Source organism: Actinomadura sp. 3N407 (genome assembly GCF_052245875.1).
Taxonomy (GTDB): Bacteria; Actinomycetota; Actinomycetes; order Streptosporangiales; family Streptosporangiaceae; genus Spirillospora.
Map to the genome: position 1 here is coordinate 162,236 of NZ_JBQQBP010000005.1, position 21,948 is coordinate 184,183.

The 21,948-nt window shown below is 70.6% G+C and carries 25 protein-coding genes; 16 read left to right on the forward strand and 9 right to left on the reverse strand.

Annotated features, from left to right (window positions below; all coding sequences use genetic code 11):
* The first annotated feature begins 9 nt into the window (after window positions 1–9).
* Together ACTWPP_RS14215 and ACTWPP_RS14220 are read left to right on the forward strand one after the other, a co-directional pair.
* Window positions 10–744 (forward strand): ABC transporter ATP-binding protein, encoded by a 735-nt coding sequence (locus ACTWPP_RS14215; protein WP_443104707.1) that lies wholly within the window; start codon window positions 10–12, stop codon window positions 742–744.
* The gene (locus tag ACTWPP_RS14220) at window positions 741–1,928 is read left to right on the forward strand and encodes an ABC transporter permease (protein ID WP_443104708.1); all 1,188 of its coding nucleotides are present in this window, start codon (window positions 741–743) and stop codon (window positions 1,926–1,928) included. The genes ACTWPP_RS14215 and ACTWPP_RS14220 overlap by 4 nt, the downstream gene beginning before the upstream one ends.
* Before the next feature lie 294 nt (window positions 1,929–2,222).
* On the opposite strand, the gene ACTWPP_RS14225 is transcribed toward ACTWPP_RS14220, so the two are convergent.
* The gene (locus ACTWPP_RS14225) at window positions 2,223–3,212 is read right to left on the reverse strand and encodes an alpha/beta hydrolase (protein ID WP_443104709.1); all 990 of its coding nucleotides are present in this window, start codon (window positions 3,210–3,212) and stop codon (window positions 2,223–2,225) included.
* Window positions 3,213–3,355: 143 nt separating this feature from the next.
* On the opposite strand from ACTWPP_RS14225, the gene ACTWPP_RS14230 reads away from it, so the two are divergent.
* From ACTWPP_RS14230 to ACTWPP_RS14255, 6 genes are all read left to right on the forward strand, one after another.
* The gene (locus ACTWPP_RS14230; protein WP_443104710.1) at window positions 3,356–4,567 is read left to right on the forward strand and encodes an acetoin utilization protein AcuC; all 1,212 of its coding nucleotides are present in this window, start codon (window positions 3,356–3,358) and stop codon (window positions 4,565–4,567) included.
* Window positions 4,564–5,442 carry a phosphatase gene (locus tag ACTWPP_RS14235; protein ID WP_443104711.1) on the forward strand — a complete coding sequence of 293 codons (879 nt, stop codon included), beginning with the start codon at window positions 4,564–4,566 and terminating at the stop codon, window positions 5,440–5,442. The genes ACTWPP_RS14230 and ACTWPP_RS14235 overlap by 4 nt, the downstream gene beginning before the upstream one ends.
* Before the next feature lie 383 nt (window positions 5,443–5,825).
* The gene (locus ACTWPP_RS14240; protein WP_131877351.1) at window positions 5,826–6,029 is read left to right on the forward strand and encodes a helix-turn-helix domain-containing protein; all 204 of its coding nucleotides are present in this window, start codon (window positions 5,826–5,828) and stop codon (window positions 6,027–6,029) included.
* Between the two features lie 501 nt (window positions 6,030–6,530).
* Window positions 6,531–6,629 carry a 30S ribosomal protein bS22 gene (locus tag ACTWPP_RS14245; protein ID WP_018654693.1) on the forward strand — a complete coding sequence of 33 codons (99 nt, stop codon included), beginning with the start codon at window positions 6,531–6,533 and terminating at the stop codon, window positions 6,627–6,629.
* Between the two features lie 50 nt (window positions 6,630–6,679).
* The gene (locus ACTWPP_RS14250; protein WP_443104712.1) at window positions 6,680–7,687 is read left to right on the forward strand and encodes an NAD-dependent epimerase/dehydratase family protein; all 1,008 of its coding nucleotides are present in this window, start codon (window positions 6,680–6,682) and stop codon (window positions 7,685–7,687) included.
* A 13-nt stretch (window positions 7,688–7,700) separates the two neighbouring features.
* A complete protein-coding gene (locus ACTWPP_RS14255) occupies window positions 7,701–8,636 on the forward strand; it encodes a lysophospholipid acyltransferase family protein (protein ID WP_443104713.1) in 936 nt (311 codons plus the stop codon).
* Between the two features lie 91 nt (window positions 8,637–8,727).
* Here the strand turns inward: ACTWPP_RS14255 and ACTWPP_RS14260 are convergent, their stop codons facing one another.
* Together ACTWPP_RS14260 and ACTWPP_RS14265 are read right to left on the reverse strand one after the other, a co-directional pair.
* Complete coding sequence (locus ACTWPP_RS14260; protein WP_443104714.1) at window positions 8,728–9,102, reverse strand: hypothetical protein; 375 nt, start codon at window positions 9,100–9,102, stop codon at window positions 8,728–8,730.
* The gene (locus tag ACTWPP_RS14265) at window positions 9,081–9,494 is read right to left on the reverse strand and encodes an ATP-binding protein (protein WP_443104715.1); all 414 of its coding nucleotides are present in this window, start codon (window positions 9,492–9,494) and stop codon (window positions 9,081–9,083) included. The genes ACTWPP_RS14260 and ACTWPP_RS14265 overlap by 22 nt, the downstream gene beginning before the upstream one ends.
* A 253-nt stretch (window positions 9,495–9,747) precedes the next feature.
* Here ACTWPP_RS14265 and ACTWPP_RS14270 point away from each other — a divergent pair, with 253 nt between their 5' ends.
* A complete protein-coding gene (locus ACTWPP_RS14270) occupies window positions 9,748–10,563 on the forward strand; it encodes a helix-turn-helix domain-containing protein (RefSeq protein ID WP_443104716.1) in 816 nt (271 codons plus the stop codon).
* Window positions 10,563–10,748, forward strand: a complete 186-nt coding sequence (locus ACTWPP_RS14275; protein ID WP_443105105.1) for a DUF397 domain-containing protein — start codon at window positions 10,563–10,565, stop codon at window positions 10,746–10,748. The genes ACTWPP_RS14270 and ACTWPP_RS14275 overlap by 1 nt, the downstream gene beginning before the upstream one ends.
* A 24-nt stretch (window positions 10,749–10,772) precedes the next feature.
* Here ACTWPP_RS14275 and ACTWPP_RS14280 read toward each other — a convergent pair whose 3' ends face one another.
* Window positions 10,773–11,555: a phytanoyl-CoA dioxygenase gene (locus ACTWPP_RS14280; RefSeq protein ID WP_443104717.1), complete on the reverse strand. Its 783-nt coding sequence runs from the start codon at window positions 11,553–11,555 to the stop codon at window positions 10,773–10,775.
* Window positions 11,556–11,865: 310 nt separating this feature from the next.
* Here ACTWPP_RS14280 and ACTWPP_RS14285 point away from each other — a divergent pair, with 310 nt between their 5' ends.
* A complete protein-coding gene (locus tag ACTWPP_RS14285; RefSeq protein ID WP_443104718.1) occupies window positions 11,866–12,477 on the forward strand; it encodes a glyoxalase in 612 nt (203 codons plus the stop codon).
* 168 nt (window positions 12,478–12,645) lie between these two features.
* Here ACTWPP_RS14285 and rox read toward each other — a convergent pair whose 3' ends face one another.
* Window positions 12,646–14,073 (reverse strand): rifampin monooxygenase, encoded by a 1,428-nt coding sequence (rox, locus tag ACTWPP_RS14290; RefSeq protein ID WP_443104719.1) that lies wholly within the window; start codon window positions 14,071–14,073, stop codon window positions 12,646–12,648.
* Window positions 14,074–14,546: 473 nt separating this feature from the next.
* Here rox and ACTWPP_RS14295 point away from each other — a divergent pair, with 473 nt between their 5' ends.
* Window positions 14,547–14,948 carry a nitroreductase family deazaflavin-dependent oxidoreductase gene (locus ACTWPP_RS14295; protein WP_443105106.1) on the forward strand — a complete coding sequence of 134 codons (402 nt, stop codon included), beginning with the start codon at window positions 14,547–14,549 and terminating at the stop codon, window positions 14,946–14,948.
* A 99-nt stretch (window positions 14,949–15,047) separates the two neighbouring features.
* On the opposite strand, the gene ACTWPP_RS14300 is transcribed toward ACTWPP_RS14295, so the two are convergent.
* The 4 genes from ACTWPP_RS14300 to ACTWPP_RS14315 all read right to left on the reverse strand — a co-directional run bounded on the left by ACTWPP_RS14300 (window position 15,048) and on the right by ACTWPP_RS14315 (window position 17,526).
* Entirely contained in the window at window positions 15,048–15,527 is a 480-nt protein-coding gene (locus ACTWPP_RS14300) for a hypothetical protein (protein ID WP_443104720.1), read from the reverse strand.
* 133 nt (window positions 15,528–15,660) lie between these two features.
* Window positions 15,661–16,533 carry an HAD family hydrolase gene (locus ACTWPP_RS14305; RefSeq protein WP_443104721.1) on the reverse strand — a complete coding sequence of 291 codons (873 nt, stop codon included), beginning with the start codon at window positions 16,531–16,533 and terminating at the stop codon, window positions 15,661–15,663.
* Between the two features lie 10 nt (window positions 16,534–16,543).
* Window positions 16,544–16,732: a hypothetical protein gene (locus tag ACTWPP_RS14310; protein WP_443104722.1), complete on the reverse strand. Its 189-nt coding sequence runs from the start codon at window positions 16,730–16,732 to the stop codon at window positions 16,544–16,546.
* A 140-nt stretch (window positions 16,733–16,872) separates the two neighbouring features.
* The gene (locus ACTWPP_RS14315; RefSeq protein WP_443104723.1) at window positions 16,873–17,526 is read right to left on the reverse strand and encodes a sigma-70 family RNA polymerase sigma factor; all 654 of its coding nucleotides are present in this window, start codon (window positions 17,524–17,526) and stop codon (window positions 16,873–16,875) included.
* Window positions 17,527–17,670: 144 nt separating this feature from the next.
* Here ACTWPP_RS14315 and ACTWPP_RS14320 point away from each other — a divergent pair, with 144 nt between their 5' ends.
* From ACTWPP_RS14320 to ACTWPP_RS14335, 4 genes are all read left to right on the forward strand, one after another.
* Window positions 17,671–19,014: a putative quinol monooxygenase gene (locus ACTWPP_RS14320; RefSeq protein ID WP_443104724.1), complete on the forward strand. Its 1,344-nt coding sequence runs from the start codon at window positions 17,671–17,673 to the stop codon at window positions 19,012–19,014.
* A 1-nt stretch (window position 19,015) separates the two neighbouring features.
* The gene (locus ACTWPP_RS14325) at window positions 19,016–19,276 is read left to right on the forward strand and encodes a glutaredoxin family protein (protein ID WP_443104725.1); all 261 of its coding nucleotides are present in this window, start codon (window positions 19,016–19,018) and stop codon (window positions 19,274–19,276) included.
* 290 nt (window positions 19,277–19,566) lie between these two features.
* Complete coding sequence (locus tag ACTWPP_RS14330; protein ID WP_443104726.1) at window positions 19,567–20,307, forward strand: redox-sensing transcriptional repressor Rex; 741 nt, start codon at window positions 19,567–19,569, stop codon at window positions 20,305–20,307.
* A 69-nt stretch (window positions 20,308–20,376) separates the two neighbouring features.
* Entirely contained in the window at window positions 20,377–21,888 is a 1,512-nt protein-coding gene (locus tag ACTWPP_RS14335; protein ID WP_443104727.1) for a glutamyl-tRNA reductase, read from the forward strand.
* Window positions 21,889–21,948 lie beyond the last annotated feature (60 nt).

Sequence of the window (21,948 nt, forward strand, 5' to 3'; positions counted from 1 at the left end):
GGACGCGCGGTGAGGGAGGCGGCGCTGGAGGCGGTGGACGTCACCCGCACCTACCGCATGGAAGGCGTGGACGTCACCGCCCTGCACGGAGTCAGCCTGCGCATAGGCGAAGGCGAGTTCGTCGCCATCCTCGGACCGTCCGGATCGGGCAAGTCGACGCTGATGCACCTGCTCGGCTGCCTGGACCGTCCGACGACCGGGACGCTGCGCATCTCCGGGAAGGACGTCTCGAAGCTCTCCGACGGAGAACTCGCCGAACTGCGCAACACGCAGGTGGGCTTCATCTTCCAGTCGTTCCACCTTCTGGCCCGCACCAGCGCGCGCGACAACGTGGCCCTTCCGCTCGTCTACCGTGGCGTGCCCCGTAGTGAGCGGCGGCGCCGCGCCACCGAGGCCCTCGCCACCGTCGGGCTCGAACATCGCCTCGGGCACCGTCCGGGGCAGCTGTCCGGCGGTGAGCAGCAGCGCGTCGCGATCGCCCGCGCGCTCGTCGGCGACCCCGGAGTCGTTCTCGCCGACGAACCGACGGGCAACCTCGACACCCGCACCGGCCATGACGTGATGGACCTCCTCGAACGCCTCAACACCGAACGCGGCGTCGCCGTCGTCCTGGTCACCCACGAGCCGGACGTCGCGCAGCGCGCCCGCCGCCGGGTCCACATCCGCGACGGCCGCATAGAACACGACGACGGCCCGAACGGGCGGGACGAGCCGAACGGGCGGGACGGGCGGGACGGGCGGTGAAGCTCGCCGAGTCGTTCCGGGTCGCGTTCGACGCGCTGCGCGTCAACCGGCTCCGCAGCGTCCTGACCATGTTCGGCGTGGTCATCGGCGTCGCCGCGGTCGTCGTGCTGGTCGCGATCGGCAGCGGCGCCCGCGACCTGGTGCGCAGCGAGATCGAGGGCCTCGGCTCCAACATCATCTTCGTCGCGCCCGGTGAGCTGGCGTTCGGCTCGGCCCCCACGATCAGCCGCATGCAGCTGGAGGACGTCGGTTACCTGGGACGCGTCACCGGCGACGAGAGCGACATCGCGGTCGCCCTCAACTCCGGCGAGACGGTTCGGGCCGGGCACGAGGAGGCGTTCGCGAACATCGTCGGCGCGAACGACCATTACCGCAACGTCTTCGACCGCCCGCTGCGCCGCGGCCGGTACCTCAGCGGCACCGACGTGGACACCCGCCGCCGCGTCGTCGTGCTCGGCTCCGGCATCGCCGACCGCCTGTTCGGGGACGTCGACCCGATCGGGCGGCAGGTCTCCGTCGCCGGCGGCACCCGGTTCCGCGTCGTCGGCGTCCTGGAGGAGGTCGGATCGACGTTCGGTCAGACCCGCGACTCGGAGGTGCACGTACCGATCACCACCGCGCAGCGCATGTTCGGCGTGTACCGGGTCGACTTCATCGCCGTCCGCGCCCCGTCGAAGGACGACGTCCCGCGCCTGCAGCACGAAATCGTGGACGCGCTGGAGAGCAAGTACCGGGGCGAGCGGTTCTCCGCGATCACCCAGACGCAGCTGCTCGGCACGATCGGCACGGTCCTCGGCGCCCTGACCGGCGTGCTGGCGGCCATCGCCGCGATCTCACTACTCGTCGGCGGCGTCGGCGTCTCCAACATCATGCTCGTCGGCGTCCGCGAACGGACGAAGGAGATCGGCCTCCGCAAGGCCCTCGGCGCGCGGCAGCGCGACATCCTCGCCCAGTTCCTGGTGGAGGCCGTGCTGCTCACGACCTTCGGCGGCGTCACCGGCATCGCGCTCGGTGTGGGCGCGGCCCTGACGATCTCCGCGCTGTCGCCCGTCCCGGCGGTGATCACCTGGTGGTCCCCGGCGGTCGCGTTCGCCGTCTCCGCCGCCGTCGGCGTCTTCTTCGGCTTGTTTCCCGCCCGCCGCGCCGGGCGCCTCGATCCCGTCGTTGCCATGCGCGCCGAGTGACGGACGATCCAAAGTAAGCGGCTCACCGCAGCGAGCGGAGAATGATCATACGGCGGCGAATGTGCCGCCACCGCGACTACCATCCACTTTGATCTTGAAAACGGGGATCGGGGATCAGGGATGCGAGACCGGCACGATCGTCCAGGCGATGGGCCGCCGGCCGCGTCCGCCCTGCACCGGGCGCTGCTCAAGATCGGTGTCCCGCGCTTCATGGCCGACCATTCCGCCGCTCTCCTCGCCGCTCTCCTTCCCGGCCGCCGGCGCGGGAAGAACGAGCCACCGGATCGGTAGCGCTCAGGCGGCCCGCCCTTCCCGGTGCGGCCGCTCCGGGACGGCGGCGGCCGTGACCGCCCGGATGAAGCGGGCGGCCTCCCGCATCGCGGCCGCGGCCTCCGGCAGGACGCGGTTCAGGATCTGGAAGACGTGCATCTGGCCCTCCCAGACCTGAAGCTCGCAGTCCGCCCCGGCGCTCGTCAGGGCGTCCGCGAGGGCCTCGGCTTCGGGGCGCAGGACCTCGTCGCCGCCGACCTGGATGAGAACGGGCGGCGTGTCCGTCCACGTGCAGGTGAGCAGGGCCAGCCGCGGGTCGTCGAATCCGGCCGGCCCCACTACGAGGCGGGCGACCCGGCGCGCCGAGACGGCGCTGATGTACGGGTCGCGGGCGCGCTGCTGCGCGCGGAGGGAGAGTTCGCAGGTCAGGTCGACCCAGGGGGAGAACAGGAGGAGCCCGGCGGGGCCCGGCAGCCCGAGGCGGCAGATCTCGCCCGCCAGTGCCGCGGCGAGGTGCCCGCCGGCCGAGTCGCCCGCGAGGACGATGCCGGACGCGGGGACGCCGCGTGCGAGGAGCCACCGGTAGGCGGCGACGGCGTCCTCCAGCGGCGCGGGGAACGGGTGCTCGGGCGCGAGGCGGTACCGGGGGACCAGGACGGGCAGGCCCGTGTCGAGGGCGAGCCGCGACGTGATCGGACGGTGCGTGCGCGGCGAGCACACCACGTAGCCCCCGCCGTGCAGGTAGAGGACGGCGCCTTCGGCGGCACCCTCGGCCTCACGGGAGACGACGCACTCGCCGGTGATGGGTCGCTCGCCCCGGCCGGTTTCGAGCTGCGGGTCCTTCAGCGGCAGGACGCGGACGCGGGAGCTCGGCCGCATCAGCAGCGCCGCGGTGTCGACCGTCGAGCGGGCGGTGCGGATGCCGCCGGCGTGGCCGGGGACGCGGTGCAGGATCGGGCGGACGCCCAGACGGAGCGCGCTGCTGATCGCGCGGCTGCGAACGCTCGGCTCCATCTACGTCCCATCTGTAGGTAAATGCCGTGTCATGTGTATGCCCATGTTCGATGTGTAATTCACGTCACAGGTTCGTCGCGGGACGCCGCTCCCCACGGATCCTTGTGGACCAGGTCACGTGACGAAGGCGATACCGTGAGGCCATGAGCAGTCCCGTGCCGTCGCCCCCCACCCCCGAGAACTGCGGGCTCGAGATTTTCTGGGACGAGCGGCTCATCTCCTACGACTTCGGTCCCGGGCATCCCCTGAACCCCGTGCGCGTCGAGCTGACGATGGCGCTGGCCCGGGAGCTCGGCGTCCTGGGCCGTCCCAACGTGCGGGTGTCGGAGTTCGAGACGGCGAGCGACAAGCTGCTCCGGCTCGTCCACGAGGAGTCCTACATCGCGGCGGTCAAGCACGCCGGCGCCACCGGGCTCCCGGAGGTCCGGCACGGCCTCGGCACCCCCGACAATCCGGTGTTCCTCGGCATGCACGACGCGTCCGCCCTCGTCGCCGGCGCCTCCGTCGCCGCGGCCGAGGCGGTGTGGACGGGACGGGCCGAGCACGCCGTCAACATCTCCGGCGGCCTGCACCACGCGCTGAGCGGCGCCGCCAGCGGGTTCTGCGTCTACAACGACCCGGCCATCGCGATCGCGTGGCTGCTGGAGAACGGCGCCGAGCGCGTCGCCTACGTCGACATCGACGTCCACCACGGCGACGGCGTCCAGGCGGCCTTCTACGACGACCCGCGCGTCCTGACGATCAGCCTGCACGAGACGCCGCGGACGCTGTTCCCCGGCACCGGCTTCCCGAACGAGACGGGCGCCGGGGGCACGTCGGTCAACATCTCGCTGCCGCCCGGCACGGGCGACCGGCCGTGGCTGCGCGCGTTCGACGCGATCGTCCCGCCGCTGCTGCGCCGGTTCCGCCCGGAAATCCTCGTCACCCAGCACGGCGCCGACGGCCACGCGCTCGACCCGCTCGCGCACCTCACCCTCAGCGTGGACGGGCAGCGCACGGCCTACAGCCTCCTGCACGGGCTCGCGCACGAGACCGCGGGCGGCCGCTGGGTCGCCACCGGGGGCGGCGGCTACGAACTGGTGCAGGTCGTGCCGAGGGCGTGGACGCATCTGCTGGCCGAGGCGGCGGGCGGGCCGATCCCGCCGGACACGCCGACGCCGGAGGACTGGCGCGCGTTCGCCCGGCACCGGACCGAGGAGATCGCCCCCCGCCGGATGACGGACGGGACGGACGTTGTGGAGGTCAGCAGGTGGGGGAACGGCTACGACCCGGCGAATCCCGTCGACCAGGCGGTGCTGGCGACGCGGCGGGCGGTGTTCCCCGAGCACGGCCTCGACCCGATGACGGACGAATGACCGCCGCCGGGACATCGCACGCACCCGAGCCGAAGCCGGCGCCGGGCAGGGACGAGCTGCGCGCCCACCTCGTCCGGACGATGATCGCCGGTGATGTGGCGACGCCGCGGCAGAACAACCTGCTGCACTACCGGCGGATGGCGGCCGGTCACCCGTACTACCAGTTCGGCCTGGAGCTCAAGCCGTCGTGGACGGAGCAGACCGTGCTGGAGATGATGGTCGAACGCTGCGGCGTCGACCCCGACCCCCGGCACATCTACGGGGACGACACCATCGACCCCGACATCACGCTCGACACGCTCGAGGCGATGGGCGAGCGCATCGGCCTCGCGGCCCGCCGCCGGGAGAACGTGGTGATCGCGACGGGGCATCCGGCGACGCTGACGCCGCTGTACGAGGCGGTCGCGCGGGCGCTGGCGGACGCGGGCTGCCGGGTGCTGACGCCCGCGGCGGGCTGGACGTACGAGATCGAGGTCGGCTACGGCGGCCTCGATGTGCGCCGCATCGTCTACGCCGAGCCCGGGGTGGCGATGCTGGAGGGCGACGACCGGCGGACGCACCACACGCACGACCCGCACCCGATGGAGGCCATGCTCCGCGAGCTGGCCAATAGCGCTTCTGAGGACGCCGCGAAGGCTAAACCTGATATTTGGCCGGATCTGGCCATCGCCGATCACGGCTGGGCGGGTGCCGCCGGGCAGGCGGGCATCGACACCGTCGGATTCGCGGACTGTAACGATCCGGCGCTGTTCGCCGGCGCCGCCGAAGGCAAGATCGACGTCGCCGTCCCGCTCGACGACGGCGTATCTCCGCACCACTACGCGCCTCTGACCGCGTACATCCTTGATCACGCGGGTCTGCACCCGCCCCGCTGACACCGCCCTACCCCGACCGCCCCCGCCCGTCCCGCCACCCGCACCGGCGCCATGCCGCCCGGATTCCGCCCTGGAGGTCACTGCGTGTGACAGGACGGCCGTAACGGGACGGATGGGCTTGTGCGACGCCATCGGGGACGGCGGAACCGCAGGTCAACACGCAGTTTTGGTTGACAACCGTTCGTCGTGCCACTCCCTGTACCGTCACGTCCACGCTCCGTACGGAATCAGCACTGTGTCCCTCCGGTCAGGTCGGGATACGGAAATGTGCGGAACTCCCCTCTTGCGACTCCCGATACGCGATTTACGCTGGAGGAAGTACACGTGCGTGATCAAAGTCACCCAAAGGGCCGGTGCGCGGCACGTGTGGAAGAGGGCGTCCGATGACCTCAGGCGAGCGACCTCTGAGCGAGGTCAGGTTCCTGACCGTGGCCGAAGTGGCCTCGGTGATGCGGGTGTCCAAGATGACCGTCTACCGCCTAGTCCACTCCGGCGAGCTGCCCGCGATCCGCGTGGGCCGTTCATTCCGGGTTCCCGAGCAGGCCGTTCACGACTACCTGCGCGACGCGTACATCGAAGCCGGATAACGGGTAAGGGCGGGGCATGAGCCACGACCCCGCCGAATACTCCACACCCGGCCGTGCAGGGGGCGTCGGGACGGACCCCAGGGAACGTCCCGAAGCTGGGGAAGCAGGACGAGGACCGGCAGAACGGTCCGGACACCGAACGGGACGGGCGGTGGCCACCACCCGGTGGCCGCCCGGCATGCCCGCCCGCGCGGAACGGTGCCCGGCGCCGCGCGACGCGCGGTGCCGGACTCCGTGCGCCCGCTCATGCGGGCGGCCGCACCCGACGCGGCGAACCGCGCCGCACCCGATGTGGGACGCCATGCCGCGTCCGATACGGCACCTCGCGTCGCACCCGATGCGGCACATGACGACGCGGGCGGCGCCGCGGCCCGGGCCACGGCCTGATCGCCCCCTGTTCAGCGGTAGTCTTGGGCCGCGGACCGTGCGCGCGTCTCGAGTGATGCTCGCCTGCGGCACGCCCGTCTCCTGCAGTACACCCGATACGCCGAGCGAGGTCTCGTGGGCTCTGTCATCAAAAAGCGACGCAAGCGAATGGCCAAGAAGAAGCACCGCAAGCTGCTGAAGAAGACGCGCATCCAGCGTCGCAACAAGAAGTAGTCGTCACGCCGGCCAGTTAGCCGTAAGGGGTGGGGCGCACAGTGTCCTCGATGCCCGCCGCCGCGGCCCGTGTCGTCCTCGTCACGGGCGTGTCCCGTTTCCTGGGGGCGCGGGTCGCGAACACCCTGCAAGCCGACCCGGGCATCGAGCGGGTCATCGGCGTGGACACGGTGCCGCCCGAGCCGGCGCCCGGCATGTCGCTCGGCCGCACCGAGTTCGTCCGCGTCGACATCCGCACGCCGAGCATCGCGAACATCATCGCGTCCGCCGCGGTCGACACGGTGGTCCACCTCAACCTGGTGACCTCCTCGTCCGTCCCGCGGGCGAAGGTGAAAGAGCTCAACGTCATCGGCACGATGCAGCTGCTCGCGGCCTGCCAGCGCTCGCCCGACATGCGCAAGCTCGTCGTGCGGTCCTCGGCCGCCGTGTACGGCTCGTCGCCGATGGACCCCGCCGTGTTCACCGAGCAGGACGAGCCCGTCGAGGCGCCCACGTCCGGGTACGCCAAGGACGCGGTCGAGGTCGAGGGCTACGTCCGGGGCCTGATGCGGCGCCGGTCCGACCTCACGGTGTCGGTGCTGCGGTTCGCGAACTTCCTCGGCCCCGGTGTGGACTCCCCGCTCACCCGGTACCTGCACGTGCCGGTCGTCCCGACGGTGCTGGGCTTCGACCCGCGGCTGCAGTTCGTCCACGAGGACGACGGCGTCGAGGTGCTGCGCCGCATGACCGTCGAGGACCACCCCGGCTGCTTCAACGTCGCCGGCGACGGCGTCCTGCTGCTGTCCCAGGCGCTCCGCCGCGCCGGACGCCCCTACCTGCCCGTCCCGTCGCCGTCCATCTCGGTGCTCGGCGACGTGGGGAGGCGCTTCGCCGGCCTGTCCGGGTTCTCGCCGGAACTCCTGCGCTGGCTGACGTACGGCCGCGTCATCGACACCACCGCCCTGGAGAACGAACTTTCGTGGCGTCCCAAGTACAGCTCCGAGGCCGCCTTCGCCGACTTCGCCGGCGCCCAGGGCTTCGGCAAGAGCCGGCTGATGTCGCTGCTCGGACGTCCATGAAGGGGAGGCCGGGATGATGAACGCCCACCGCAGGGACGAAGGCGACGACGAGGGCGCACAGGTCATCCGCCTGGCCTCGGCCCGCCGCGACGACGACGCGTCCGGCCACGCCGAACGCGGCCCGATCGAGCGCGGCATCGCGTCCGGCCTGGCGTTCCTGCGTCGCCGCCTGTCCGGCGACTACGAGGTCGACGAGTTCGGGTTCGACCCCGAGTTCAACTCCACCGTCCTGCTGCCCATGGCCCGCGCCCTCTACGAGCACTGGTTCCGCGTCGAACTCTCCGGTGTGGACAACATCCCGGACGGCGGCGCCCTCCTCGTCGCCAACCACTCCGGCACCATCCCCCTCGACGCGCTCATGCTGTCGGTCGCCCTGCACGACCACGCCGACCGGCACGTCCGCCTGCTCGGCGCCGACCTCGTGTACCAGATCCCGATCCTCGGCCACCTGTCCCGCAAGGCCGGGCACACCCTCGCCTGCCAGTCCGACGCCGCCCGCCTGCTCGGAAAGGGCGAACTCGTCGGCGTCTTCCCCGAGGGCTTCAAGGGCGTCGGCAAGCCCTTCGCCGACCGCTACAAGCTCCAGCGTTTCGGCCGCGGCGGCTTCGTCGGCACCGCCCTGCGCTCCGGCGTCCCCATCGTCCCGTGCGCCATCGTCGGCGCCGAGGAGATCTACCCCAAGATCGCCGACCTGCGCCCGCTGGCCCGCCTCCTCGGCCTCCCGTACTTCCCGGTCACCCCGACGTTCCCGTTCCTCGGCCCCGCCGGGCTCGTCCCGCTCCCGTCCAAATGGGTGATCCGGTTCGGTGAGCCCATGACCCTGGACGACTACGACGCCGACGCCGCCGACGACCCCATGACGGTCTTCAACATCACCGACCATGTGCGGGAGAACGTCCAGCAGATGCTCTACGACACCCTCCTGCGCCGCGGCCCCGCCTTCCTCTGACCGGCGCCCGGCTACCGGGTCATGACGTTCGTGCAGATGGCGGGCTTCCTCGCCCTCGCGGCCGTCCTCGCCCTGCTCCTCGCCGCGACGTTCACCAGGTGGACGGGAAGAGCCGGTGCTTGAGAAGACGGTCGACCTGAACCGCCGCCGCCTCGGCGTCCCCGCAGAGGCACAAGTAGCCGCGCCGCCCCCACCGGGCCTCGTGGTAGGCCCATGTGCCGCCGGACGTAGCGAGGACACCGACCACGATGCCGACGTCCTTGGTCGCCCGCGCGTGGACCCACAGCAGCGGAATGGGGACGGCGAACTCCTCACGCCGGTAGAACTTCTTGAAGCGCCACCCTTGAGGGGCGAGCGCCGTGGCCAGCTCGTCCAGGTACCGCACCGCCGTCTCATGGCCCCGCCGGGTCCGCCACCGCAGCAGGTGACGCTCGACCCGGACGGCTAGAGCCCGCATTTCGCCCACGCGATCTTCCCTCCTTCCACCAGGGGCCGGGTCCCCCAGTCGTGCGCGAGCATGGCCACCATCAGCAGCCCCCGCCCATCGGTCGCCGCGTAGTTCTCCGCCCGCATCACCGGCCGACCTTCGCCGCCGTCCCAGACCTCGATCACCGGCAGCCCGTCGCGCTCGTCCTGGAACACCCGGACCACGATCGGCCCGTCCCCGTGCACCAGCGCGTTCGTGACCAGCTCGGAGACGATGAGCCGCCCATCGTGGTCATCGCCGATGCCCCACTCGGCGAGCCGCCCGGCGACAAACCGCCGCGCCTTCGCCGGTGCCCCCTCAGTGGGTTCGAGCACGACCGTCGAATCGCATTCGCCGCGCATCCCGGCGACTTCCTTTGTGAACAGGTTCATCGCCGCCCGCCAACGACCTCAGTCCGATTTGCGCGATAGGTGGCGAAACCGTATACCGCTTTGACCGATTCGGGGGGAACTGTCAAAACGATCGCTTCGAACATCCCGACCTCCATTTCTTTCGACCCATGGCCGAGCATCGCGCAAAGTGTCATGCTGATGAATGCGTACGCGACGTCACAAGGCAACCTCGGAGCATGACCCGACATTCACTGGTGGTCATGGGTCATGACTGGTCATCGGGAGACACGAAATGCCACAGCCCCCCAAGCGCCTCACGCCCTCGAACAGCGCTCTCGACCTGTTCGGCTCAGAAGTCCGCAGGTACCGCGTCCTCGCGAATCACAGCATCAAGCAGCTCGCCGACAAGATCCCCTACAGCCCCTCATTCATCGGCGCGGTAGAACGGGCGGAATCCCACTGCGAACGGAACTTCGCCGAACACTGCGACGCCGCCCTGGACACCAAAGAAGCCCTGGCCCACCTCCACGACGGCCTGTTCGGCGACAAGAAGGACGGCTTCCCCGAATGGTTCCGCAAGTGGCCCGGAGTCGAAGAGGACGCCGGAACCCTCAAGGTCTACGAGCCCATAGTCATCTATGGACTGCTCCAGACCGAGGACTACGCAAGCATCCTCCTGTTCGGCGACCGCGAAGCAATCGACGCGCGATTGGCGCGGCAGGCCATCCTCACCCGGACCAACCCCATGCCGCCGCGTCTCATCTACCTTCTCCCCGAGACTGTTCTCTGGAACGACGTGGGCGGGCGAGAGGTGATGCGCGCTCAACTCAAGCGTCTGGTGGAGGCTGTCGGCCCTCGTCTGAGTGTCCAGGTCGTCCCCAACGGTGCCGTCCACCCTGCGAATCAGGGGGCATTCAATTTCGCCACTCTTCCAGGAGGAGAGGAGATCGCTTACGTCCCGACTGCTGCGCGTGGCATTATGATGGACGCGCGCGAGGACATCTCCAGGCTCAAGGACAAGTTCGACGCGATCTGGACACAAGCACTCCCCGTCAACCTGAGCATCGATCTGATTAACCGCACGATCGACGAGAGGTGGAAGACATGATGCGAGAACTTCCCTGGCGCAAGTCGAGTTACAGCAGCAGCGACGGTGACGCGTGTGTCGAGTTGGCCAGCATGAACAACACGGTGGCTGTTCGTGATTCGAAGGACCCCCACGGCCCGATTCTCGTTGTCTCTCGTGCGGCCCTGCGGAATGCGATCCGGGCTGCGGACGAACCAAGGCGTTAGCCGAGTCGTACGGCTGGATACGGGTCACCGTCCGAGGCCTCGCCTGATCGCCGTTTCGACCGGTGAGAGGCGTCCCCCCGCAAGGTTGAGCCGGAACGGCTTCGCCGGGCTGAGCTTCGGCTGGCCCAGAAAGCGCGGATTCTTTCCGGCGTGGGGCTGGCCGGCGTGGACCAGGAACGGGTGGCACAGGTAGACATCCCCTGCGCTGCCTGTGGCGTGGGCCGTCGGACGGTGTCCGGTGGCGGCATCTGCCCGCCGGGCCAATTCTCTTGCGTCCAGTCCGTGTTCCCCTTCGGGTTCGAGGACCCGTGCCACGTCCCGGTGGGAACCGATGCGCAACCGGGTGGGCGCGTCGTTCTGCCCGACGTCCGAGAGCAGGAAGAACATCAGCAGCGCGCGCTCCCTGGACTCGACATTCGCGCGCCAGGTCATGTAGTCGCCCGGGTCGGAAGCGGAGCCGGGAAAGCTCACATCGACGTGCCAGCCGTCGACGACGGCCGGTTCATCACCCGGGAAGCGGATGACGAACCCGCCCAGGCTGGTGCGAGGTCTCCAGTGGCCCTTTCCCACCAGGATGTCGAACGCGGCGTGCAGGCGCGGCGTGTTGGCCGCAGCCACGAACGGCGCCTGGGCGTAGTCCGGACGCGCCGCCACCGGCCGGGGCCACGTGGCCGGTTCACCGGGGTCGGCGTCCAGGTCCCGCCAGATGATCTCCCGGCACTCGTCCGCGATCTCCCTGGGGAACGCGCCCTCGATCCAGACGAAACCGTTTTCGACGAAAGCATCCACCTGTGCGTCGTCAAGCATGATCACACAATGCTCGCGGGAGCGTCGTCACCGCCACCCGTTATCAGGCGGCACTCACGCGTTGGACAGCGTTGCGGGCGGTGATCGACGAACCGTCCGGCCGGGATTGGCGACGGCCGTCCGGCCGTGCCGGCCGGCTCGTGCGGGATCTGGTGTGCCATCTGACCACCGACGCCCAGGATAACGATCATCTCGGCGATGCCTGTCGCCGAGCCGTGCGGACGGCCGCCGGGCCGGCATGCCGTCCCTTTACCAGACCCGATCAGGAATCGAGAAGCGCGGGTCACCGAGCCGACCTAACGTGACCGCCATGGCTTCCATCGAATTCGTCACTCTCGAGGTGGCCGATCACATGGCCGCCGAGCGCTTCTACGCCACCGCCTTCGATTTGGGCGCTCAGCTGCGCCTGCGCGCCTCGGAGGCGCCGACGACCGGTTTCCGCGGGTTCACGATGTCGCTCATCGCGTCCCAGCCGGCCAACGCCAACGCCCTCATCGACGCCGCCCTCGACGCCGGCGCCACGACCCTGAAGCCCGCCAAGAAGTCGCTTTGGGGCTACGGCGGCGTGGTCCAAGCCCCGGACGGGACCATCTGGACGGTCGCGTCCTCGAAGAAGAAGGACACCGACCCGGCCACCCGGGAGATCGACGACATCGTGCTCCAGTTGGGAGTCGCGGACGTGGCCGAGAGCAAGCGGTTCTACGTCGACCGCGGCCTCGCCGTGACGAAGAGCTACGGCCGCAAGTACGTCGAGTTCGCCACTCCGTCGAGTCCCATCAAGCTGTCGCTCTACAAGCGCGGCGCCCTTGCCAAGGTCGCCGGCGTCGCTCCCGGAGGCACCGGGTCGCACCGGCTCGTGATCGGCAGCGATGCCGGGCCGTTCACCGACCCGGACGGCTTCGTCTGGGCGGCTTGCACGTAACGACGAGAGGCCAAGGTCAGTCACCTGGCCTGGGGCCGATCCGGCCTCCCGACGGGCGGTGGCGCCCGGCCTGCGGCCGGTCCCGGATCGCCATGCCTTCGTGATCCAGGCACCGACCGGAACCTCACGGACTCGGGCGGACGTCGTGACCGCGGTGGTACCGCGCGCTCAGCCGGCGGCGGCGCCGAACCACCTGGGGAGGTGGTCGAGCAGATCCTGCTGGTCTTCGCCGACCCACGCCACGTGGCCGTCCGGCCGCAGCAGCGCCGCCGGCACGTCCAGTTCCTCGCTGACGTCGGCGGCGTGGTCGACTCGGTCGGCCCAGCCCGCCACCGAGAGCCTGCCGGTCTGATCGAGGAGCAGTCCCCGGCCGCCATGCATCAGCTCGTAGAGGCGACTTCGCTTCAGCCCCACGTCCCGCATCCGCCGGCCGAGCAGTTCGTGGCCCTCGCCGAAGTCGTAGCGGACCGCGATCGCAGTGATCTTCTCGATCAGGTACCGGTTCACCTCCTCGAAGTCCATGAGTTCCGACACCAGCCGGCGCACCGCCCGGGGGCCCGGCTCGGGCGTCATCAGCTGCATCTGCGCGCGGGTGTTGTCCAGCACGTCGGCGGCCACCGGGCGCCGTTCGGTGTGGTAGCTGTCCAGCAGCCCCTCCGGTGCCCAGCCGCCGACCTCGGCGGCCAGTTTCCAGCCGAGGTTGAACGCGTCCTGGATACCGAGGTTGAGGCCCTGCCCGCCGGTCGGCGGGTGGATGTGCGCCGCGTCGCCCGCCAGCAGCACCCGGCCGTCCCGGTAGCGTTCGGCCAGCCGGGTGGCGTCGCCGAACCGGGACAGCCAGCGGGGTGAGTGCACGCCGAAGTCGGTGCCGGCGAACCGCCGCAGCTGCTGCTTGAACTCCTCCATGGTCGGCGGGACGGAGCGGTCCTCGGCCACCCCCTCGGCGGGCACGACGACGCGGTACACGCCGTCCTGGAAAGGCCCGACGCCGAACCGCAGCTGGGTCTTGCGAACCTCCGCGACGACCGCGGCGACGGTCGCCGTGTCCTCGGGCACCTCCATCTCGCCCAGCAGCGTCTCGACCCTGGAGGGCTCGCCGGGGAAGCCGACGCCGAGCAGCTTGCGCACCGTGCTGCGGCCGCCGTCGCAGCCGACGAGGTAGCGCGAGCGCAGCCGCGTGCCGTCGGCCAGCTCGACGGTCACCCCGTCGTCGTCCTGGCTCAGCCCGACCAGTTCGCAGCCGCGCCGTATCTCGGCGCCGAGCTCGGTGGCGCGCTCGGCCAGCAGGCGATCGGTGGTGGTCTGCGGGATGCCGAGGACGTAGGAGTGCGCGGTGTCCAGCCGGTCGGGCGCGGGCGCGGTGATGGCGGCGAAGAAACCGCCGACCGGGTACTGCTCGCCGAGCGCGAGGAACCGCTCCAGCAGACCGCGCTGGTCCATCACCTCGATGCTGCGCACATGCAGGCCGAGCGACCGGACATACCTGGTCGGCTCCGCCTCCTTTTCCACCACGAGGACGTGCACGCCGTGCAGCCGCAGCTCGCAGGCCAGCATCATGCCGGTCGGTCCGCCGCCGGCAACGATCACGTCGATCATGAACTCCCCATTCAACGAGACTGAATCTCGGCCAGCCGCTCCGCGGAGTCCGGCGGCGCGCACACCTTGCCTCCGCAACCGCACACGCGTCCCGTATCCCGCGTTTCCGCAGGTTCTGGCTTCGGCCCACGATTGTGCGACACGACCCGGGTCTTGCCGCAAGGCCCCAGGTGCGCTATACATTGAGAGTGGCAAGGAGTGGCAAAACCTCCTTGCCTTTTCCTTTTTGTCGTCCGTTGTGGACGGGCAAGCTCCTCCGAAGCGGTGACGCGCCGCCTACGGCGATGCCGGTTCGAACGTCCTTGAGAGCGCGGCCATTCTCAGACCGGTCAGGAATCGAGAAGCGCTCATGACCGAGCCCCGCCTAGCGTCATTGCCAAGGACATCGAGTCGACTGGATGGAGATGGCGATGGCAAGGGACCAGGAGCAAAGCAGGCGGAAGTCCGGCGGGCCAGGGGCGTTCTCGCGGTGGATGCAGCATCGGGCGAACGCTCGTCTGAACCGCAAGATCCGGCGTGGGCGCGGCACGTTCATGGGCATGGACGTACTGATCCTGAACACGGTGGGCCGCCAGAGCGGGGAGCGGCGGGAGACGCCTGTGGCGTGGTTCGACGACGGTGAGGACGCCCGGCTGATCGTCGCATCGGGCGGTGGGAGCCAGAACCCCGACTGGTTCGCCAATCTGATGGCGCACCCCGACCGGGCGTCCGTGGAACTGGCCGGCCGCGACGCCGTGCCGGTGACGCCGCAGCGGCTCGACGGCGCCGACCGGGAGCAGGCATGGCGGCGCATCGCCGAAGCCCAGCCCCGCATCGCGAAGTACCAGAGCAAGTCCGACCGGGAATACCCGGTGGTCCGGCTCACCCCGCGGTGACCGCGGCCGAACGCCTCCGCGAGTTCGTCGGGATGCCCGTGGCGCGAAACCGTCATCCGATCCGCCGCGTCACAGTCCCAAAGTCGATCACCGGGGAGCCTACTGGCCCGCGGACTTGCATTCGTAGGCGGTCACGGCCTCGAAGGCGGGTTCGTTCTTCTTGCCGTACAGCGGGTCCACGACATCGCGGACGGTCGAGCCGTCCTTCAGGTTGCTCGACGATGCCTTGATCGCTTTGAGCACCGTACGGAAGTGTTCCGCGATGTCGGGTGGAGCGCTCGACTTCATCTGTTCGGCCATCCGCAGAACCAGGGTGGCCTTTCTCCGCAGCTCCTTGAAGTCCAGCGGTTCTCCGTTGATGGCCTTGCCCGCGCCGGCGCGGTAGGCGAGGACGCCGACCTGGAAGGTGGACAGGTCGAGGCAGAAGGCGGAGGACGTCGCCGACGCCGACGGAGTGGCGGATGCCTTGGACGGTGTGGGGGACGCCTGCGACGCGGACGAGGTGGTGTCCGAGCCCGAACACCCCGCGGTGATCAGCGTTGCGGCCAGCAAGGGTGTCAACGTACGGGGAGCGATCATGGACGGAGAGTAGCGAACCCTTTCGGGAGGGGTCCCGATACCGCCTGAAACCGGAGTGAAAACGGGCTGAAGGCGACCCGCGAGAGCACGCCAGTTCGACGCTCACGCGAAAGGCTAAGCCCGGGCGGCAGGATCAGCCGCGGTAATGGCGGCGGAGCGCGACGCCGGCCGCGACGCCGCCGGCGATGGCGCCCGCGCCCGCCGCGGCGGGCAGCGCGATCATCGTGACCTTGCGGCCGGTGCGGAAGTCGTGGATGGGCCAGCCGTGGTCCCTGGCGTGCTCGCGCAGCTCGGCGTCGGGGTTCACGGCGTGCGGGTGACCGACGGCGGTCAGCATCGGCAGGTCGTTGATCGAGTCGCTGTAGGCGGCGCAGCGCGCCAGGTCCAGGCCCTCGCGCTGCGCGAGGGCGCGGACCGCCTCGGCCTTCGCGGGGCCGTGCAGCAGGTTCCCGACGAGCCGCCCGGTGTAGACGCCGTCGCGCGTCTCGGCGACGGTGCCGAGCGCGCCGGTGAGGCCGAGGCGGTGCGCGATCGTCCGGGCGACCTCGACGGGCGTGGCGGTGACGAGCCAGACCTGCTGGCCGGCGTCGAGGTGCTGCAGGGCGAGGGTGCGGGTGCCGCTCCAGATCCGGTCGGCCATCACCTCGTCGTAGATCTCCTCGCTGAGCTTGACGATCCCGGCGACCTTCTGCCCGGCGACGAACGAGAGCGCGGCCTCCTTGGCGCTGCCGATGTGCTCGGAGTTCTCGGTGCCGCGCAGCCGGAACGCGGCCTGCCCCCAGGCGAACAGGGCGAGGTCGCGCATCGTGAACAGCTTGCGGGCGGCGAGGCCGCGCGCGAAGTAGTAGATGGACGCGCCGCGCATCATCGTGTTGTCGACGTCGAAGAACGCCGCCGCGGCGGGATCGGGCTCGGGAAGCGGCTCGGGTTCGGCCGCGGCCGCGGCCGCCACCTCCCCGGCGCTCTTGTGGTCTTCATCCTTGCCGCGCTGCCAGAATCGCCGCATGGGGGTGAGCCTAGTCAACCCCCTCGCCCGGGCCGTCCGCCCGCCCGTGATTGCGACGGTCGTCACTCCGGTCGCTCGCGGCCGCGACGAGCCGCTCGCGCAGCGCGGCGCGGAAACGCGGGTCGGGCCCCGCGTCGCTCGCCCGCAGCCGGGCCAGCGCGTTCCCATGTTCGGCGATCTTTCCTCGCCCGGTGCTCAACTGGCCGCTCCTTTGCGGAATCCAGGCGCGAACGCGCTCCTGCCCGCAAAACGATCGGGCGGCGCGGCGGGTTACGGCCCGACAGTTAATTGATAAACTATCCAATAACGTCGGGCCGCGAGACACCGCCAGTGGTACTTCTAGTGGCACAGGTCGGGCGGGAGCATGCGGGCCAGCGACCGGACGGCGCGGTACTGCAGCGCCTTGATCGCGCCCGGCTTCTTGTCCATGATCAGCGCGGTCTCGGCGACCGACAGCCCGTGCAGGAACCGCAGGACGACGCATTCCTGCTGCTCGGACCCCAGCCGGCGGACGGCCTTCAGCAGGGTCCGGTTCGTCATCGAGTCCAGGACGGCCCGCTCGGGTCCCTCCTGCGGCCGGTCCGGCTCGACGAGTTCGGCGGTGCAGACCTCCAGCCGGTAGCGGCCGGACTTGAAGTGGTCGGCGACCAGGTTCCGGGCGATCGTCACCAGCCACGCCCCGAAGTCCTTGCCCTGCCAGTGGAAGTCGCACATCCGGCGGAGCGCGCGGAGGAACGTCTCACTGGTGAGGTCCTCGGTGAGCGAGTGCGTCCCGACCCGGTAGTAGACGTAGCGGTAGACCAGTTCGACGTAGTGGTCGTAGAGGGAGCCGAACGCGTCGGCGTCACCGTCCCGCGCCCGCAGGACCAGGGCCTTGAGGACCTCGGCCCGGTCGGTCGCCTGGTCTGCCGCGCGGCCCGCGGCGCGGTCGGCGCCGCCTCGGACCGGCCGGGGAAGCGGGAGGACCCCGGCATCGAGGGTCAAGCTGCTCATGCAGTTCTCCTCGGGGCGTACGCGACCTCCGGCGTGATTTGCCACTCTAGATACCGATAGGTACGCCAGGCAATGGTGCGCGAAGGGGTGCGTTCCCCGGAGCGGTTACCCCTCGGCCCCCGGCATCGGGCAACATGGGGCTCGATGGTCTCCGCTCTGATCGCGCTCGTGGCGACCCTTGGTGCCTTACTGGTCACCGGGTTGCTGGTTCAGCGCGCCTACAAAGACCGGCTGCTCTACCTCATCGCCTGGTCCTTCACGCAGGTGGGGCTTTCGCTCGCGCTGCTGTCGATGGGCGTCGGGTTCCTGGCCGGATTCAACGGCGTGCTCTTCCGCGTCATGGAGCTCGGCGCCGCCCTGATCGGGCCGGTCTGGCTCGCGCTCGGCATGATCGAGCTGATCGCCCGGTACGTGCAGGTCCGGTTCGCCGCCTGGCTGTTCGCGATCTCCTACACGGTCGTCGCGATCGTCATCCTGCTCCTGGACCCCCTCAAGGGCTCGCTGTCCAAGGACCTGCCCAAGCCCGGCTCCACCTACGACGCCCTGCCGCTGCTGCTGATCGACGGCGCGCACGTCGTGGCCGTGCTCGCGCTGGCGGCGTGCACCGGGGTCACCGCCTGGCTGGCGAGCAAGCAGGACCAGGAGGCGGCCGAGCTGCTGATCCCGATCGCGCTGGTCGCCCTGGCGGGCGTCCTGGTGGTGAGCGGCACCCGCGGGTTCCTGCCCGCGCCGCTCGCGGTGATCGCGCTCGGCGGCGCCGCGGGTCTCGTCTGGTACGGGGCGATGCGCACGATCCCGGTGTACGACGACGAAGAGGGCTATGACGACTACGGGGACGATTACGGGAATGAGCCCATGACCGGCTACGAAGAGCAGGGGTATCCGCGCTCGCGGCCCGAGTCCGTCCGGCCCGATCCCGTCCCCGCGCCGACCCCGCCGCCCGACCCGAGGCGCGGGGAGCTGCGCTTCCCCGAGCCGGCCCCGGCCGAACCGCTGCGCTTCCCCCCGGACAATCCCGCCGGCCCCACCGCCGTGGACGGTGTCGGCGGCCGTGCCGGTGCCGCCGGTATGGGGGGCGCCGGGCTGGGGGGCGCCGGCATCCCCGAGCAGAACCGCCCCGCCGGGCCGCCCAGAAGCGCGTTCGGCGGCGAGCTGGCCGGGGCGTGCGGCCAGATCACCGTCTACACGCTGCTGGACGGACGTGAGGACGCCTTCGACCGGCTCGCCACCGACCTCGTGAAGGCGGCCCTCGCCGTCGAGCCCGACACGATGATCTTCGCCTGCCACGAGGTGGTGGGCGGCCCCACGCAGCGGATCTTCTACCAGCTCTTCCGGGACGAGGCGGCGTTCGCCGCGCACCGGCAGCAGCCGCATCTGCAGCGGTTCCTGGCGGAGTCCCGCACGCACGTGCTGGCCACCAACGTGATCGAGCTGCGTCTCGGCGCCGCCAAGGTGCCGCTCCCCGCACCGGAGTTCCCCGGGAGGTGACATGACGGCGGGAATCACGATCACGCTGCTCGGCAAGCCCGGCTGCCATCTGTGCGACGACGCCCGCGCGGTGATCGAGCGGGTCGCCCGCGACCTGGACGTCCCGTGGGAAGAGCGCGACATCACCCGGTCCGAGCAGCTCACCGAGGAGTACTGGGAGCAGATCCCCGTCACGCTCATCAACGGCGTCCAGCACGACTTCTGGCGCGTCGACGAGGACCGGCTGCGCGCCGCCATCGCGAAGCTGCGCGAACCGGCCTGACCTCCGGGCCGTACCGACGGATATGTCGGGTCGGTCACATCCGGCAGTGGCCGCTCGGACGCCGCGTACGTTGGGAAGTCCGTGGTGGACGGCGCTTTCGCGGTCATCCGCGAGCCGTCCGGTGCCCGCTTAACAGGGGGTGACTTTGTGCGCGTGTTCACAAAGGCTTAACCTGGTGGACAACCCTGGAACGGTCAGGTCGCGGCCGCGAGGCCGCTTCCCGGCCGCGCGAAACCGGAGTCAGGGGTCGGCGTGACCCCGTACCCAGCGTCGAGCCCGAAGAGCAGGCCGTGACACCTCGACAGAATCGACAACGCGACCGTGCAGGGCGCGGCATCCCGGAAGCCACCGTGGCGCGGCTTCCGGTGTACCTGCGGGCGCTGACCGCACTGCAGGAGCGCGGCGTCTCGACAGTGTCCTCGGAGGAACTGGCCGCGGCCGCCGGCGTCAACTCGGCCAAGCTCCGCAAGGACCTGTCCCATCTGGGCTCGTATGGGACGCGCGGCGTCGGGTACGAGGTCGAGTACCTCGTCTACCAGATCTCCCGCGAACTCGGGCTCACCCAGGACTGGGTGGTCGCCATCATCGGGGTCGGTAACCTGGGCCGTGCGTTGGCCGGTTACGGCGGTTTCGCGTCCCGCGGTTTCCGCGTGGCGGGCCTGCTCGACGCGGACGAGTCCATCGTCGGCCAGGAGATCTCCGGGATGACGGTGCGGAACATCGACCTGCTGGAGGACATCATCGCGGGCCACGGCGTGTCCATCGCCGTGATCGCGACGCCCGCGGGCGCGGCCCAGGGAGTGTGCGATCGCGTGGTGGCCGCGGGTGTGACGAGCGTCCTGAACTTCGCGCCGGTGGTGCTCTCGGTGCCCGACGGTGTCGACGTGCGCAAGGTCGACCTGTCGATCGAGCTGCAGATCCTCGCGTTCCACGAGCAGCGCAAGGCCGGGGGACCGGACGGTCTCGCCCCCTTGGCCGCGGGTGACGCGCCTCCCGGCACGACACAGTACGTAGAGACTGTAGAGGCGTGATCGGGACAGCATGATCGGGGCAGTCCGACCGGGAGACGCGGGAAACCAGGGAGACGCGGGAGAGGCCATATGAGCATTCTGGTCGTGGGGCTCAGTCACCGGAGCGCGCCCGTGGCGGTGCTGGAGCGGGCGGCGGTCGCCGGGGACGACCTGGTCAAGCTGCTGCACGCGGTGCACGACTCCGCGAACGTCGCCGAGGCCGCCATCGTCTCGACGTGCAACCGCGTCGAGATCTACGCGGTGGTCGACAAGTTCCACGGCGGCGTCTCGGCGATCTCCGAACTGCTGGCCCTGCACTCCGGCATCCCGCTGGACGACCTGTCGCGGCACCTGTACGTCCACTACGAGGAGCGGGCCGTCCAGCACGTGTTCGCGGTGGCGTGCGGCCTGGAGTCGATGGTCGTCGGCGAAGGCCAGATCCTCGGGCAGATCCGGCAGGCGTTCCGCCTCGCCCAGGAGGAGGCCACGCTCGGCCGCGACCTGCACGACGCCCTGCAGCAGTCGCTGCGGGTGGGCAAGCGCGCCCACCACGAGACCGGCATCGACAAGGCGGGCGCGTCGCTGGTCAGCGTGGGCCTGGACGTCGCCACCCGGCATCTCGGGCCGCTGGACGGGGTCCGCGCGCTGGTCGTCGGCGCCGGCTCCATGAGCTCGCTGGCGGCGGCGACGCTGAGCCGGTCCGGGGCCCGCGAGGTCGTGATCGCGAACCGCACCCACGAGCGGGCGGTGCGGCTGGCGGAGTCGCTGGAGGTGCCGTCCCGGGCGATCGAGCTGGCGACGCTGGACGACGCGATCGCCGGCGCCGACCTGGTGGTGTCGTGCACCGGCGCGACCGGGCTCGTCATGACGGTGGAGCGGCTCACCGCGCGGGGCGTCGGCTCCGACGGACGCCGGCGGTTCTTCCTCGACCTGGCGCTGCCGCACGACATCGAGCGGGCCGCCGGCGACCTGCCGGGCGTCGAGCTGGCCGGGCTGGACGATCTGCGGACCGCGCAGGAGGCGGCGAAGGCGATCGGACCGGAGGCCGTCGAGGCCGTCCGGCGGATCGTGTGCGAGGAGGTCGAGGCGTTCCTCAGCGCCGCCCGCGCCGCCGCCGTCGCCCCGACGGTCGTCGCGCTGCGCAGCAAGGCCGCGGAGGTCGTTGCGGCGGAGCTGAACCGGCTGGCCGGGCGGCTGCCCGAGATGGACGACCGGGCCCGCAAGGAGATCGACCAGACCGTCCGGCGCGTGGTCGACAAGCTGCTCCACGCGCCGACCGTCCGGGTGAAGGAGCTGGCGGCGGCGCCGGGCGGCGACTCCTACGCCGACGCGCTGCGCGAGCTGTTCGACCTGGACCCGAAGGCCCCCGAGGCGGTGGCCCGCGCCGACATGCGCGAGGAGGACCCCGCGAGCGCCTCGGCCGCGTGGAGCGGTTCCGCCTCCGCGGTGCAGGACGTCAGCGTGCGGGACGTCAGCGCGTACGAGACGCAGAGCACCGACGTGCGGGGCGTGCCCGCGGAGACGGTGAACGCGCAGGCCGCGAACGTCCGGGCGGTCAGCGCCCGGGACGCCGCGGCGGGGCGCGAAGGAGACGTGACGTGAGCGCGGGCGGCCCGGAGGCCGTCCGCCGGAAGCCGAGCGGAGCGAGGCATTGAGCCAGGG

Coding starts and splice junctions, on each gene's coding strand:
- ACTWPP_RS14225 (WP_443104709.1), bottom strand. CDS start 3,212: ATGGAGCCGAGCGTTCGCAGCCGCGCGATCAGCAGCGCGCTCCGTCTG.
- ACTWPP_RS14230 (WP_443104710.1), top strand. CDS start 3,356: ATGAGCAGTCCCGTGCCGTCGCCCCCCACCCCCGAGAACTGCGGGCTC.
- ACTWPP_RS14235 (WP_443104711.1), top strand. CDS start 4,564: ATGACCGCCGCCGGGACATCGCACGCACCCGAGCCGAAGCCGGCGCCG.
- ACTWPP_RS14240 (WP_131877351.1), top strand. CDS start 5,826: ATGACCTCAGGCGAGCGACCTCTGAGCGAGGTCAGGTTCCTGACCGTG.
- ACTWPP_RS14250 (WP_443104712.1), top strand. CDS start 6,680: ATGCCCGCCGCCGCGGCCCGTGTCGTCCTCGTCACGGGCGTGTCCCGT.
- ACTWPP_RS14255 (WP_443104713.1), top strand. CDS start 7,701: ATGATGAACGCCCACCGCAGGGACGAAGGCGACGACGAGGGCGCACAG.
- ACTWPP_RS14265 (WP_443104715.1), bottom strand. CDS start 9,494: ATGAACCTGTTCACAAAGGAAGTCGCCGGGATGCGCGGCGAATGCGAT.
- ACTWPP_RS14270 (WP_443104716.1), top strand. CDS start 9,748: ATGCCACAGCCCCCCAAGCGCCTCACGCCCTCGAACAGCGCTCTCGAC.
- ACTWPP_RS14275 (WP_443105105.1), top strand. CDS start 10,563: ATGCGAGAACTTCCCTGGCGCAAGTCGAGTTACAGCAGCAGCGACGGT.
- ACTWPP_RS14280 (WP_443104717.1), bottom strand. CDS start 11,555: ATGCTTGACGACGCACAGGTGGATGCTTTCGTCGAAAACGGTTTCGTC.
- ACTWPP_RS14285 (WP_443104718.1), top strand. CDS start 11,866: ATGGCTTCCATCGAATTCGTCACTCTCGAGGTGGCCGATCACATGGCC.
- rox (WP_443104719.1), bottom strand. CDS start 14,073: ATGATCGACGTGATCGTTGCCGGCGGCGGACCGACCGGCATGATGCTG.
- ACTWPP_RS14295 (WP_443105106.1), top strand. CDS start 14,547: ATGCAGCATCGGGCGAACGCTCGTCTGAACCGCAAGATCCGGCGTGGG.
- ACTWPP_RS14300 (WP_443104720.1), bottom strand. CDS start 15,527: ATGATCGCTCCCCGTACGTTGACACCCTTGCTGGCCGCAACGCTGATC.
- ACTWPP_RS14305 (WP_443104721.1), bottom strand. CDS start 16,533: ATGCGGCGATTCTGGCAGCGCGGCAAGGATGAAGACCACAAGAGCGCC.
- ACTWPP_RS14315 (WP_443104723.1), bottom strand. CDS start 17,526: ATGAGCAGCTTGACCCTCGATGCCGGGGTCCTCCCGCTTCCCCGGCCG.
- ACTWPP_RS14320 (WP_443104724.1), top strand. CDS start 17,671: ATGGTCTCCGCTCTGATCGCGCTCGTGGCGACCCTTGGTGCCTTACTG.
- ACTWPP_RS14325 (WP_443104725.1), top strand. CDS start 19,016: ATGACGGCGGGAATCACGATCACGCTGCTCGGCAAGCCCGGCTGCCAT.
- ACTWPP_RS14335 (WP_443104727.1), top strand. CDS start 20,377: ATGAGCATTCTGGTCGTGGGGCTCAGTCACCGGAGCGCGCCCGTGGCG.